The sequence below is a fragment of the Nocardioides ginsengisegetis genome (genome assembly GCF_014138045.1).
In the GTDB taxonomy this organism is placed as follows: Bacteria; Actinomycetota; Actinomycetes; order Propionibacteriales; family Nocardioidaceae; genus Nocardioides; species Nocardioides ginsengisegetis.
Genome location: NZ_JACGXA010000001.1, coordinates 2,168,870 through 2,181,304, shown reverse-complemented (window position 1 = coordinate 2,181,304; position 12,435 = coordinate 2,168,870). Strand labels below are relative to the sequence as shown.

The 12,435-nt window shown below is 72.0% G+C and carries 9 protein-coding genes; 4 read left to right on the top strand and 5 right to left on the bottom strand.

The annotated features are described in order from the left end of the window. Positions 1–17 precede the first annotated feature (17 nt). The 3 genes from FB382_RS10485 to FB382_RS10475 are packed head-to-tail and all read right to left on the bottom strand — an operon-like array spanning position 18 to position 4,958. Entirely contained in the window at positions 18–1,769 is a 1,752-nt protein-coding gene (locus tag FB382_RS10485) for an MFS transporter (protein WP_182538947.1), read from the bottom strand. Continuing rightward, complete coding sequence (locus tag FB382_RS10480) at positions 1,766–2,479, bottom strand: LppX_LprAFG lipoprotein (protein WP_182538945.1); 714 nt, start codon at positions 2,477–2,479, stop codon at positions 1,766–1,768. Before FB382_RS10480 ends, FB382_RS10485 begins: the two co-directional genes overlap by 4 nt. A gap of 4 nt (positions 2,480–2,483) precedes the next feature. Further along, positions 2,484–4,958 carry a DNA gyrase/topoisomerase IV subunit A gene (locus FB382_RS10475; RefSeq protein ID WP_182538943.1) on the bottom strand — a complete coding sequence of 825 codons (2,475 nt, stop codon included), beginning with the start codon at positions 4,956–4,958 and terminating at the stop codon, positions 2,484–2,486. An 87-nt stretch (positions 4,959–5,045) separates the two neighbouring features. Between FB382_RS10475 and FB382_RS10470 the strand changes: the two genes are divergently transcribed. The 3 genes from FB382_RS10470 to FB382_RS10460 are packed head-to-tail and all read left to right on the top strand — an operon-like array spanning position 5,046 to position 9,493. Continuing rightward, positions 5,046–7,739, top strand: a complete 2,694-nt coding sequence (locus tag FB382_RS10470; RefSeq protein ID WP_182541461.1) for a bifunctional acetate--CoA ligase family protein/GNAT family N-acetyltransferase — start codon at positions 5,046–5,048, stop codon at positions 7,737–7,739. A 21-nt stretch (positions 7,740–7,760) separates the two neighbouring features. After that, a complete protein-coding gene (locus FB382_RS10465; protein WP_125036397.1) occupies positions 7,761–8,348 on the top strand; it encodes a DUF5998 family protein in 588 nt (195 codons plus the stop codon). Further along, a complete protein-coding gene (locus FB382_RS10460; RefSeq protein WP_125036396.1) occupies positions 8,345–9,493 on the top strand; it encodes an alkaline phosphatase family protein in 1,149 nt (382 codons plus the stop codon). Before FB382_RS10465 ends, FB382_RS10460 begins: the two co-directional genes overlap by 4 nt. Before the next feature lie 30 nt (positions 9,494–9,523). Here FB382_RS10460 and FB382_RS10455 read toward each other — a convergent pair whose 3' ends face one another. Both FB382_RS10455 and FB382_RS10450 read right to left on the bottom strand, forming a co-directional pair. Further along, positions 9,524–10,747, bottom strand: a complete 1,224-nt coding sequence (locus FB382_RS10455) for an SGNH/GDSL hydrolase family protein (RefSeq protein WP_182538941.1) — start codon at positions 10,745–10,747, stop codon at positions 9,524–9,526. 70 nt (positions 10,748–10,817) lie between these two features. Further along, positions 10,818–11,471 (bottom strand): thymidine kinase, encoded by a 654-nt coding sequence (locus FB382_RS10450; RefSeq protein ID WP_125036394.1) that lies wholly within the window; start codon positions 11,469–11,471, stop codon positions 10,818–10,820. 44 nt (positions 11,472–11,515) lie between these two features. Between FB382_RS10450 and FB382_RS10445 the strand changes: the two genes are divergently transcribed. After that, positions 11,516–12,325: a sulfurtransferase gene (locus tag FB382_RS10445; protein WP_182538939.1), complete on the top strand. Its 810-nt coding sequence runs from the start codon at positions 11,516–11,518 to the stop codon at positions 12,323–12,325. Positions 12,326–12,435: the final 110 nt, after the last annotated feature.

Here is a 12,435-nt window from a genome sequence, read left to right as displayed (position 1 = left end):
GTGACGCTAGCGAATCCTCAGCCGCCGGCGCGGAGCACCTGCGCAGTGTGGACAGCCCGCGTGCGCGCCGTACGGAACAGGGCGAGGGCGAGCACAGCGGCGAGCACGGCACAGACGGCGGCACCGGCGAAGACGGTGTGCTCCTGCGCGATGCCTGCGACACGCAGCAGGTCGCTGAACTCCTGGCAGCGGCTGGAGCCGTGGCAGACCTCGCGGGCGGTGGGCAGATCGGCCTGCTCGGCGTAGTAGCGCCGCAGCCCGATCGTGGTCAGTGCCGAGATCCCGACCAGCATCCCGACCATCCTGCTCACCACGACCAGCGCGGCGGACAGGCCGTGCACCTCGTCGTCGGTGCTGGCCAGGACGGCGGCGTTGACCGGCGCCAGGGCCAGTCCGAAGCCGAAGCCGCCCAGCAGGAGGGGGACGTTCGCGGACAGGTCGTCCAGGCTGGAGAGGCCCCAGTGGCTCATCAGCGTGAAGCCGATCGCCGCCAGGACCATGCCCACGGCCGTCACGACGCCGGCCGGGAGGGTCCGGGTGAGGTATCCGCCGAGGACCGCGCCCACGGGCAGGGCGACGAGGAAGCGGACGAGGACCAGCGCGGCAGACAGCTGCGAGTCGGGGTAGACGGTGGTCCGGGCGAAGATGGGGATGTCGATGAGGGCCGCGATCAGCGCCGCCCCGATGAAGAAGCTGACGAGCATCGCGCCCCAGGCCGGGGCGCGGCGCAGGGCACCGCGCGGCACCAGCGGCGCCTCGGCCCGGCGCAGGTGGACGGCGAAGCCGACGGCGGCGACCGCGGCGCCGAGGAGGTACCAGAGCCCCTGGTCGGAGAAGACCTGCACCTTCGGGTCGGCGGTCGCGAAGGCGAGGATCACGCCCGCCAGCGCGGCGGCCAGGAAGAGGGCGCCGACCAGGTCGGCCTCGCGCATGCTCCGGCCCCAGCCGCGCAGGTCGACCAGCGGGCGCCGGGCAGTCAGGCAGCGGGCCACGAACAGGACGGCGGTCATGATCGCGACCGTGCCGAGCGGGGTCAGCCAGCGTCCGTCGCCGGCCCACGGGATGAAGAGCTGGCCCCACGTCAGGTCGCGCATGAGCTGGCTGGGCCGGGTGAAGGCGAGCGCTCCGGTGACGAGCGTGAGGGCGAGGAGGACCGCGCCGACCAGGTCCGGGCGTGCGGGCCTCGAGACGCTCGCTGGCGCTCTCTCCTCGGCCACCGAGAGACCGCGGATCGCGGCGGCGAGGACGAGCCCGACCGCGAGGTTGACCAGGAAGATCGCCCGCCAGTCGGCGACGGCGAGGACGAGCGCGCCGAACAGCGGCCCGATCACGCTGCCGAGCTCCTGGACGGCGGAGACGACGCCGAGGGGCACGCCGCGGCGCTCGGTGGGGTAGAGGTCCGCGACGAGCGCCAGCGTGGCCGGGACGAGCCCGCCGCCGCCGACGCCCTGGAGGAACCGGCCGCCCACCAGGGTCGGCATGTCGTAGGCCAGCGTGGTGACCAGCGAGCCGGCGGCGAAGAGCACCAGCGCGGCGACCAGCACCGGCACCCGGCCGCGCAGGTCGGCGATCCGGCCGATCAGCGGGAGCATCGCGACGTACCCGAGCAGGAACCCCGAGACGATCGGGGCCGCGCGCTGGAGCTGGTCGATCGGGATGCCGACGCTGCCCATCATGTCCGGCAGGGCCAGCACCACGACGTAGGTGTCGGCCGCGGCGAACGCGACGGCGACCGCCGCGAGGCCCAGCAGGAGCCGGGCCGACCTCATGGGGCCGTGATGTCCTTGTCGGTCCCGTAGTCGTCGAAGCCGATCGTGTAGGTCATCGAGTCGGAGTCGGCGTAGAACACGCCCGTGAGGGTGGCCTCGCGGAGCTCGCCGTCGCTGGTGACCGTGTAGGTCGCGTCGAAGTCGCCCGACGCGCTCGGGATGACGTTCTTGACCGCGGTGTCGGGGACGGTGCCGGTGTACTCGGTGAGGATCTCGGAGTTGTCGGCGCCGCCGCGGACGCTGTCGCCCTCCTTGAGGTCCGTGGTGGCCGCGAGCAGCGAGGAGAAGCCCTGGTCCGGGCTCATCAGCTGGGCCGGGTCCGGAGCGCCGTAGTCGGCCGGGTCGACGTCCTGCCAGCCCGGGGTCAGCGGGATCTGGGCATAGACCTTGCCGTCGACCGCGATCACCGGTACGTCGAAGGGCTGGCCGGCGAGCACGACGGTGATGCTGCCGTCGAAGGCGGGTGCGTGGGTGCCGATGCCGGAGGCGTCCTGGATGCCCTGGACGCCGGCGGGCAGGTCCTTGGTGGACAGCGAGATGTTGACGCCGGTGGTGTCGTCGAGCGTCGACTTCGCCTGCGCCAGCACCTGCTCGGGCGACTTGCCGTCCGAGGCGTGGGAGTCAGCGCCGCTGCAGCCGCTCAGGGCGCCGGAGAGGGTCACGGCGCCGGCGAGCAGGAGGGCAGCGAGTCGCGTCGTGGGAGGGAGCATGGCGTCACCCTTCCACAGAGGTGGCTGCGGGCAGCCGCAGGCCGACGGGGCCGGCACAGGCGTGCAGGGCCTGGCTCAGCGGCACGCCGGAGCCGTCCCGCCGCCCGTTGGCCTCGGGCAGGTCGACCGGCGCGCCGCTGGAGGCGGCCGCCCGCGCAGGAGCGTCGCCCGCCCAGGCGAACACCAGGGCGTCCTCGCCCTTGAGGAAGCGGTGGCAGCGGACGCCGCCGGTCGCGCGGCCCTTGGGTGGGTACTCGGTGAACGGGGTCACCTTGACCAGGCCGGGCTCGGTGCCGGGCAGCGCGGTCGAGGAGCCGGACGAGGTGACGACCACGGCCGTGGCCGGGTCGACGGCGCCGAACCACCGGACGTGCTCGCCGGGCGAGAGCCGGATGCCGGCGATGCCGCCGCCGGAGCGGCCCTGCGGGCGGACGCCGTCGGCGCCGAAGTGCAGCAGCTGGGCGTCGGTGCTGATGAAGCAGAGGGTCTCCTGGCCCGTGACCAGGTCGAGCGCGCCGACGACCTCGTCACCGTCCTTGAGCCCGATCACCTCCCACTCGTCCTTGCCGAGGACCTCGGGGTTGACCCGCTTGACGACGCCCTGGCGGGTGCCGAGCGCGAGGCCCGGGCCGTCGGTGGGCAGCGAGGTCAGCGCGAGGGCGCGCTCGCCGGGCTCGAGGAGGAGCACCTCGCTCAGCGGCACCCCGCCCTGGAGGTTGGGGTCGTTGGCCGAGCCCGGGATCGAGGGCAGGTCGAGCACGCCCAGCTTGAGCACCCGGCCGCGCGAGGTGACCGCCCCGATCTCGCCGCGCACGGTGGTGCGGACCGCCGAGACGATCACGTCGTGGTTGGTGCGGCCGCCTCCCGACCCCAGCGCCTCGTCGGAGGACGAGCGGGCCAGCAGGCCGCTGGAGGACAGGAAGGCGAAGCACGGGTCGTCGGCCACCTCGAGCGGCACGGCCGTGGCGGTCACGGTGGTGCCTGCCGACTCCAGCAGCACGGTGCGTCGGGGCGTGCCGTAGGTCTTGGCGACCTCGGCCAGCTCGTCGGAGACGACCTTCCGCAGCAGCGCCTCGTCGCCGAGGATCGCGTCGAGCTCCTCGATGGTGCGCTGGAGCTCGGACTGCTCCTTCTCCAGCTCGATCTTGCTGAACTTCGTCAGCCGGCGCAGCTGCATGTCGAGGATGTACGTCGCCTGCGGCTCGGTCAGGTCGAAGACCGACATCAGCCGCCCGCGCGCCATCTCGGAGTTGTCGCTGGTCCGGATCAGCTGGATGACCTCGTCGATGTCCAGGATCGCGATGAGCAGCCCCTCGACCAGGTGCAGCCGGTCGGCGGCCTTGGTACGCCGGAACTGCGAGCGGCGGCGCACGACGTCGTACCGGTGCCCGAGGAAGACCTCGAGCATCTCCTTGAGGCCCAGCGTGCGCGGCTGGCCGTCGACGAGCGCGACGGTGTTGATGCCGAACGAGTCCTCCATCGGCGTCTGCCGGTAGAGCTGCTCGAGGAGCGCCTCGGGGTGGAAGCCGTTCTTGACCTCGATGACGAGCCGCAGACCGTTGCTGCGATCGGTGAGGTCCTTGATGTCGGAGATGCCCTGGATCTTCTTGCCCTGGACGAGGACCTTGATCCGCTCGACGACCTTCTCGGTGCCCACGCCGTAGGGGAGCTCGGTGATCACGATGCCCTTGCGGCGACCGATCGTCTCGATCCGGGCGGTGGCGCGCATCTTGAACACGCCCCGGCCGGTCAGGTAGGCGTCGCGGATGCCCTCGAGGCCGACGATCTTGCCGCCGGTCGGCAGGTCGGGGCCCGGGATGAAGCGCATCAGCCCGTCGACGTCGGTCCCGGGGTGCAGGATCAGGTGGCGCAGGGCCTGGACGACCTCGACCAGGTTGTGCGGCGCGATGTTGGTGGCCATGCCGACCGCGATGCCGGTCGTGCCGTTGACGATCAGGTTGGGGATCGCGGCCGGCAGCACCGACGGCTCGAACTCCCGGCTGTCGTAGTTGGGCTTGAAGTCGACCGTGTCCTCGTCGATCGAGGCCGTCATCGCCACGGCGGCCGGGGCCATCCGCGCCTCGGTGTAACGCATGGCGGCGGGGGAGTCGTCCGGCGAGCCGAAGTTGCCGTGCCCGTCGATGAACGGCACCCGCATCGACCAGGGCTGGGCCATCCGCACCATCGCGTCGTAGATCGCGCTGTCGCCGTGGGGGTGCAGCCGACCCATGACCTCACCGACGACGCGCGCGCTCTTGACGTGGCCGCGGTCGGGCCGCAGGCCCATGTCGTTCATCGTGTAGAGGATCCGGCGCTGCACGGGCTTGAGGCCGTCGCGAGCATCCGGGAGCGCGCGCGAGTAGATGACGGAGTAGGCGTACTCCAGGAAGGAGGAACGCATCTCGTCGCCCACGTCGATGTCGAGGATGTGCTCCTCGAAGTCGTCGGGCAGGTCCTGCTTCGTCGTACGCCGCGCCATGGGTCCATTGTCCTTGCTGATGTTCCGGGATTCCGCACGGGCACGCCGCGTTGGCCCCTGCACGCTAGATTTCCCCGTGTGACTGGCGTGACTTCCTCCGACGAGGCCCCCCCGAGGCACTGGGAGGCCGACGTCCTGCTGCGGGACGGACGCACGGCCCACATCCGGCCGATCACGTCCGCCGACGCCGAGCTGCTCGTGGAGTTCTACGCCCGGGTGTCGGACCAGTCGAAGTACTACCGCTTCTTCTCCCCGATGCCGCACCTCTCCGAGCGCGACGTCGCCCGCTTCACCCAGGTCGACCACGTCAACCGCGTGGCCTTCGTGCTCACGCTGTCGGGCAAGATGATCGCCGTCGGACGGTACGACGTGGTCCGCCCGCGCGAGGCCGAGGTGGCCTTCCTCGTGGAGGACCAGCACCAGGGCCGCGGCATCGCCCAGCTGCTGCTGGAGCACCTCGCCCAGGCCGGCCGCGAGCGGGGGGTCGACCGCTTCGTCGCCGAGGTGCTGCCGGACAACAGCCGGATGATCCAGACCTTCCGGGACGCCGGCTACCGGGTGGCCAGCGAGTACGAGGACGGCGTCCTCATGCTGGAGTTCCCGATCGATCCGACCGACACCGCGATCGGCGTGATGATCAACCGCGAGCACCAGGCGGAGTCGGCCTCGATCCACAAGTTCTTCAACCCGCGCTCGGTCGCGGTGATCGGCGCCAGCCGCCGGCAGGACACGATCGGCCAGGCGCTGGTGCGCAACCTGGTGATGGGCGACTTCACCGGCCGCGTCTACGCCGTCAACCCGGCGGCGGCCGCGGTGTCCGGCATGCCGGCGTACAAGTCCGTGGCCGAGATCCCGGACGAGGTCGACGTGGCGATCGTGGCCGTGCCGGCCGAGGCCGTGCAGGACGTGGTCCTGGACTGCGCCGCCAAGGGCGTGCACGGACTGGTCGTCATCTCCTCCGGCTTCGCCGAGACCGGCGAGGAGGGCCGTCAGCGGCAGCGCCGCCTCGTGGGGCTGTCCCGCTCCTACGGGCTGCGCCTGATCGGCCCCAACTGCCTGGGCATCATCAACACCGACCCGCAGGTCGGCCTCAACGCCTCGCTGTCCTCGCTGATGCCGCCGCGTGGCCGCGCCGGCTTCTTCTGCCAGTCCGGCGCGCTCGGCTCGGCGATCCTGGAGAAGGTCAACAACCGGGGCCTGGGACTGTCGACGTTCGTCAGCGCCGGCAACCGTGCCGACGTCTCGGGCAACGACCTCCTGCAGTACTGGGAGGAGGACGACTCCACCGAGGTCGTGCTGCTCTACCTCGAGTCCATCGGCAACCCGCGCAAGTTCTCCCGCATCGCCCGCCGGGTCTCGCTGCGCAAGCCGATCATCGCCGTCCGGTCCGGCCGCACCACCCAGGGCGTGCCCATGGGCCACGCGGTCCGCCGGATCGCCGCGCCGCCGCAGGCCGTCGACGCGATGTTCCGCCAGGCCGGCGTGATCCAGGTCGACACCCTCGAGGAGATGTTCGACGTCGCGCAGCTGCTGGCCCACCAGCCGCTGCCGCGTGGACGCCGGGTCGCCATCGTCGGCAACTCCGACGCGCTCGGCCTGCTGGCCGCCGACGCCGCCGCGGCGGTCGGCCTCGTCGTCAACAAGTCGGTGCCGCTGGGCGCCGACGCGACCGCCGAGGACTTCGAGGACGCGCTCGACGCGGCCATCGACGACCCGGAGGTCGACTCGGTCGTCGCCGTCTACATCCCGCCGCTCAACGTCTCCGGCGAGGACGTCGCCAACGTGCTGGCCGCGGTGGGCGAGCAGTCCGACAAGCCGCTGGTCTCCTCCTTCCTCGGCGCCGAGGGCGTCCCCGAGCTGCTCCGTGTCCCCGACGTCGCCGGCTCCACCGCCGGCCGCGGCTCGGTGCCGTCCTACCCCGCCGTCGAGGCCGCGGTGCGCGCGCTCGCCCGCGTGGTCGAGTACGCCGTGTGGCTGCGCACCCCCGACGGCCCGCCGCCCGGCCCCGACGAGGTCGACCACGCCACGGCCAAGCGGATCGTCAACAAGCTGCTGGCCGAGCACCCCGACGGGACCGAGCTCGCCGACGACGTGCTGACCGAGCTGCTCGCCGCCTACGGGATCGAGCTGTGGTCGGCGCGCCCCGTCGCCAACGCCGACGAGGCCCGCGAGGCCGGTGCGGCCTTCGGCTGGGACGTCGTGCTCAAGGCCACCGCCGATCACCTCCGCGAGCGGCCCGACCAGGCCCACGTGTGGCGCAACATCGACACCCCCGAGGAGATGGACGACGCCTGGGAGTCGCTCAACATGCGGATCACCGACGCCGACAAGGCCGGGTTCGTGGTGCAGAAGAACGCCCAGCCGGGAGTCCCGATCGCAGTCCGCAGCATCGAGGACCCGCTGTTCGGCCCGGTCGTCTCCTTCGGCATCTCCGGTCCGCTCATCGAGCTGGTCGCCGACAAGGCCTACCGGATCCCGCCGCTGGGGGAGCGCGACGCCGCCGCCATGGTCCGCGAGATCAAGTCGTCGCCGATGCTCTTCGGCTACCGCGGCAGCGAGGTCGTCGACGTCGCCGAGGTGGAGCGGCTGATCCGGCGGGTGGCGCAGCTCCAGAACGACGTACCCCAGATCAGCTCGCTGGAGCTCTCGCTCGTGCTGGCCGGCGCCAACGGTGCGACGGTGCTGACCGCCGCCGCGCGGGTCGACCCGGTGGCGGACCCGCGCTCGGACTGGTTCGTGCGCCGGATGCCCGACCACCCCGGCGACACCATCCCGAACTGATCCGCGTGACAGACTGCACGCATGCGTAGCAGGACGACCGACGACTCCGACCGTGCCCTCGAGCTGAGGGAGGCCATCGACCGCACCGGCTACTACCCGGAGGTCGTGGCCGACGGGGTGGAGGCCGCGGTCGGCGGCGAGCAGGTGGTGTCGTTCTACGTCCACCACGAGCCGACCTTCGAGCGCGACGAGGTGCGCCGCCACCTGAGCGTCGTCGTGCTGACGCCGACCCGGCTGGTGCTGGCGCACACCGACGAGCACACCGGCGACGACCTGCTGCCCGAGCCCTACACCTCCACCTCGACCGAGGCGGTGCGGCTGAGCGCCGTGAAGTCCGTGGTGGTCACCCGGATGATCGCCAACCCGACGTCCGGCCCGCAGCCCGCGGCCGAGGCGGTCATGACCATCGGCTGGGGCGGCGTCAGCCGGATCGACCTCGAGCCGGCCGCCTGCAACGACCCCGAGTGCGACGCCGACCACGGCTACACCGGCGTGCTCGCCTCCGACGACTTCTCCCTGCGGGTCTCGGCCGCCGCCGACGGCAAGGACGCCGTCGCCGGGCTGCTCTCCTTCGCCGAGTCGCTGTCCGCGCGGACCCACCAGGCGTGAGCCCCGGGGTCCCGGACGTCGGCTTCGTCGAGCCGGCGTACCACCAGCGCTCGCTCGGCGACGTCGTCCCGGCCGTCGCCGACGCGCTGGGCACCCCGCTGCTCCCCGGGGTCGACCCGGAGCCGAGCACCCTGGTGCTGCCGCCCGCTCCGGCGTACGTCGTCTTCCTCATCGACGGGCTCGGCGCCCGGCTGCTCGAGCGCTACGCCCACGCCGCGCCGTACCTCTCGAGCCTGCTGGTCGGCCAGGAGCCCGCGACCGCGGGCGTCCCGTCCACGACGGCGACCAGCCTGACCTCGCTCGGGACCGGCCTGACGCCCGGTGCGCACGGCCTCGTCGGCTTCACCTCACGCGTGCCTGGCACCGGCAAGCTGCTCAACGCCCTGTTGTGGGACAAGGACGTCGACCCCACCGAGTGGCAGCCGCACACCACCGCCTTCTCCCGGCTGCGCAGCCGTGGCGCGACCGTCACCGTGGTGAACAAGCGGTCCTTCGCGGGCTCCGGCCTGACCGTCGCAGCCCACCGCGGTGCCGACTTCGTCGGCGCCGACAAGGTGGGGGAGCGGATCGCGGCGGTGCTGGAGGCGTCGTCGGAGCGTCCCTCGCTGACCTACCTCTACGACGGCGACCTCGACTGGACCGGGCACCGCTACGGCGTCGCGTCGAGCCAGTGGCTGCTGCAGCTGTCGATGATCGACTCCGAGGCCGAGCAGCTGCGCGAGACGCTGCCGCCCGCGACCCGGCTGCTCGTCGTCGCCGACCACGGGATGATCGACTCCGCGCCGGAGTCGCGCGTCGACGTCGACGAGGTCCACGAGCTCCGCGACGGGGTGGCGCTGCTGGGCGGCGAGGCCCGCTTCCGGCACCTCTACTGTCAGCGCGGCGCCGTCGACGACGTCGTCGCGACCTGGCGCGAGCACCTCGGTGACCGCGCCGACGTGATGACCCGGCAGGCGGCGGTCGAGCGCGGGTGGTTCGGTGTGGTGCACCCCGGCGTGCTGCCGCGCCTCGGCGACGTCGTCGTCGCGTGCCGCGCGGACACCGCGATCCTCTCGACGACCGACTTCCCCTACGAGGCCACGCTCGTCGGCCTGCACGGGTCGCTGACGCCGGAGGAGATGCTCATCCCGATGGTCGTGGACTGAGCATCCCCTCCGGGGCGCGTCCGACCAGCGTCAGTTGAGCGCCATCCGGGGCTCGCCGTTGAGTAGCCCGGTGCCGGAGATGGTGCAGGTCCCGCTGCGCGGGGCGCCGGCGTTGTAGGCCTGTCGCACGCAGGAGCGGGTGGCCAACTGCGCCCAGTAGTTCGGGTGCAGCGACTCCTGGACGTAGTACGGCGAGCCCGAGCAGCAGGTCGAGACGGTGCGGATCTGGTTGACCCACTCGGTCTTGTCGACCGCGCCGGCCTGGGTCCAGCTGGTCAGGCCCTTCTCCTCGTAGAGGCCCACGGTGTTCTCGCACAGCCGGCGGCCGTTGAACGCCGAGACCAGGTTGAGGGTCTTCACGTTGGTCAGGCCGGCGTCGGTCGCGGCACCGGTCACCGCGGTGTTGATCGTCGGCAGCGCCACGTCGTTGGCCCAGTCGGCGTCGGAGTTCCAGAAGCCGCAGCCGCCGGTGTCCTGCCGGCTGAAGCCGGACTCGCCGTACCGGATCCCGGCGCCGCGGGGGAGCGGCGAGGCGTAGTTCTGCACCAGCAGCGTCCACGAGGTGTCGGCGTAGCCGGCGTTGCGCATGGCCGTGCGGATGTTGGTGTACGCCGCGGCAATGCGCGCGCGGACGGCGGCGACGTTGGCGGTGGTGAAGTTGGACGTGACCGAGCTGTCGTCCTTGCAGTAGTCCTTGGCCCAGGTGGGCGAGGTCAGGAAGTCGCTCACGCAGGTCTGGACGATCGAGCCGAAGTTGAAGTCGTTGCCGCCGATCGAGACCGCGACCATCTTCACGTTGTGGGTGCCGGCGAAGTTCTGCAGCAGCTTGGCCTGGCCGAGGTGTCCCGCGCCGTCGTCGTAGAAGTCGAGACCGGGCTTGAAGTAGCTGCCGGTGGTGGTGTTGGTCTGCGAGCCCGAGCAGGCGAGGTTCATGCCGCTGACGCCGCCACCGATGTAGGCCTCGGCGGACTTGCTGCGGTGGCAGCGCTCGATGGTCTCGCTGGTGCCGTTGTCGTAGTACGCGGTCGAGCCGAGGGCATCGGCGTACGCGCTGGAGGTGTTGGAGCTGCCGGCCCAGCGGCCGGCCTCGCCGGAGATGTAGGAGTCACCGACGGTGACCACCCAGGGCGAGCCCACGCCGGGGCCGTCGGCCTGGGCGGGGGCGGCCGCGGTCAGGGCGACGAGGAAGCCGGCGCCCAGGGTGAGGACGAGGCCGAGGAGGAACCCGGAACGGGCAGGACGGAATGTCGACACGTGGTCTCCCGAGAAGGATACGTGCGGAGCGGCGACGGGGGTGACGCCTCGGGAAACGTAGTGGCGCGGATCAGCCGAAGGGAAGGGGCTCGGGCGCCAGTGAGACAGCCTTGGCCCGGGCGGCCGTGAGCCGACGGCGGTGGTGCTGGCGGCACAGGACCTCGTAGGCGACGTCCGCGGGCACCGCGTCCATCTCGTCGACGTCACCGACCACGATCACGTCGCCCTCGACGACCATCACGCCGTTCTCGGTGCGGGCGTTGTGGGTGGCCCGTTTGCCGCACCAGCACAGCGCCTCGACCTGCAGCACGTTCATCCGGTCGGCGAGCTCGACGAGCCGGGCGCTGCCGGCGAACAGGTTGCTGCGGAAGTCGGTGAGGATGCCGAACGCGAACACGTCGATCTGCAGCTCGTCGACGACCTTGGCGAGCTGGTCGATCTGCTCGCGGGTGTAGAACTGGGCCTCGTCGCAGATCATGTAGTCGATCCGGCTGCCCGCGGTCAGGCTGCGCACGACGTAGTTCCAGAAGTCGAAGTCGGAGGCCACCTCGGTCGCCTCCAGCGTCAGGCCCAGCCGGCTGGACAGCGTCGCCTCGCCGGCCCGGTCGTGCGTGGTGAAGATGCGGCCCACCCGCCCACGCGCCGCGTGGTTGTGGTTCGTCTGGAGCGCGAGGGTGCTCTTGCCCGAGTCCATGGTCCCGGTGAAGAAGTGCAGTTCAGCCACGGGTCACGATCCTTTCACAGACCCGTGTGCGTGAGGATGTCCGCATGACCGGTCCGTTGATCTCGGCGTCCGAGCTGGCCACTCTCCTGGCGTCCGGCTCGCCCCGCCCCACCGTCCTCGACGTCCGCTACCGGATGGGCGGACCGTCCGGACCGGACGAGTTCGCCACCGGCCACGTCCCCGGCGCGGCGTACGTCGACATGGACAGCGAGCTCGCCGCGCCCCCGGGTCCGGGCGGTCGCCACCCGCTGCCCGACGTCGCCGTCTTCGAGGCCGCGATGCGCCGCGCCGGGGTCTCCGGCTCGCGGCCTGTGGTCGTGTACGACGACTGGGCGGGCCACGCCGCCGGCCGTGCCTGGTGGCTGCTGCGCTTCCACGGCCACCCCGACGTGCGCGTGCTGGACGGCGGCTGGGCCGCCTGGGTTTCCGAGGGCGGCGACGTCGAGACCTCCGACTTCGTCGCGCGTCCCGGCCACCTGCCGATGGTGGAGGCAGACGACGTCCCCGGCGTCGCGGTGCTGGTCGACGCACGCGCCGCCGAGCGCTATCGCGGGGAGACCGAGCCCATCGACCCGGTGGCGGGGCACATCCCCGGCGCCGTCAACGTGCCCACCGCGTCCAACCTCGCCTCCGACGGCCGCTTCCGGCCGGCCGAGGAGCTGCGGGAGCTCTACGCCGCCGTCGGCGCCACGCCCGAGGCGGGGGAGCGCGGCGAGGTGGCGGCTTACTGCGGGTCCGGCGTCACCGCCGTCCACGACATCATCGCCATGGAGCTCGCCGGCATCCGGGCCGCGCTCTACCCCGGCTCGTGGTCGGGGTGGATCAGCGATCCCGCGCGACCCGTCGAGCGGTAGCCGTCACCGGCGCTGCATCTCCCAGGCGAGCTTGATGGCGGTCTGCACCGCGCGAGGATCCGCCTGGTCGAGGTAGCACTCCACCTTGTGGTGCGACTCCATGGGAGGCG

Excerpts from the sequence above, each read along its gene's own strand:
- FB382_RS10485 (WP_182538947.1), bottom strand. The coding sequence starts at position 1,769 with ATGAGGTCGGCCCGGCTCCTGCTGGGCCTCGCGGCGGTCGCCGTCGCG.
- FB382_RS10480 (WP_182538945.1), bottom strand. The coding sequence starts at position 2,479 with ATGCTCCCTCCCACGACGCGACTCGCTGCCCTCCTGCTCGCCGGCGCC.
- FB382_RS10475 (WP_182538943.1), bottom strand. The coding sequence starts at position 4,958 with ATGGCGCGGCGTACGACGAAGCAGGACCTGCCCGACGACTTCGAGGAG.
- FB382_RS10465 (WP_125036397.1), top strand. The coding sequence starts at position 7,761 with ATGCGTAGCAGGACGACCGACGACTCCGACCGTGCCCTCGAGCTGAGG.
- FB382_RS10445 (WP_182538939.1), top strand. The coding sequence starts at position 11,516 with ATGACCGGTCCGTTGATCTCGGCGTCCGAGCTGGCCACTCTCCTGGCG.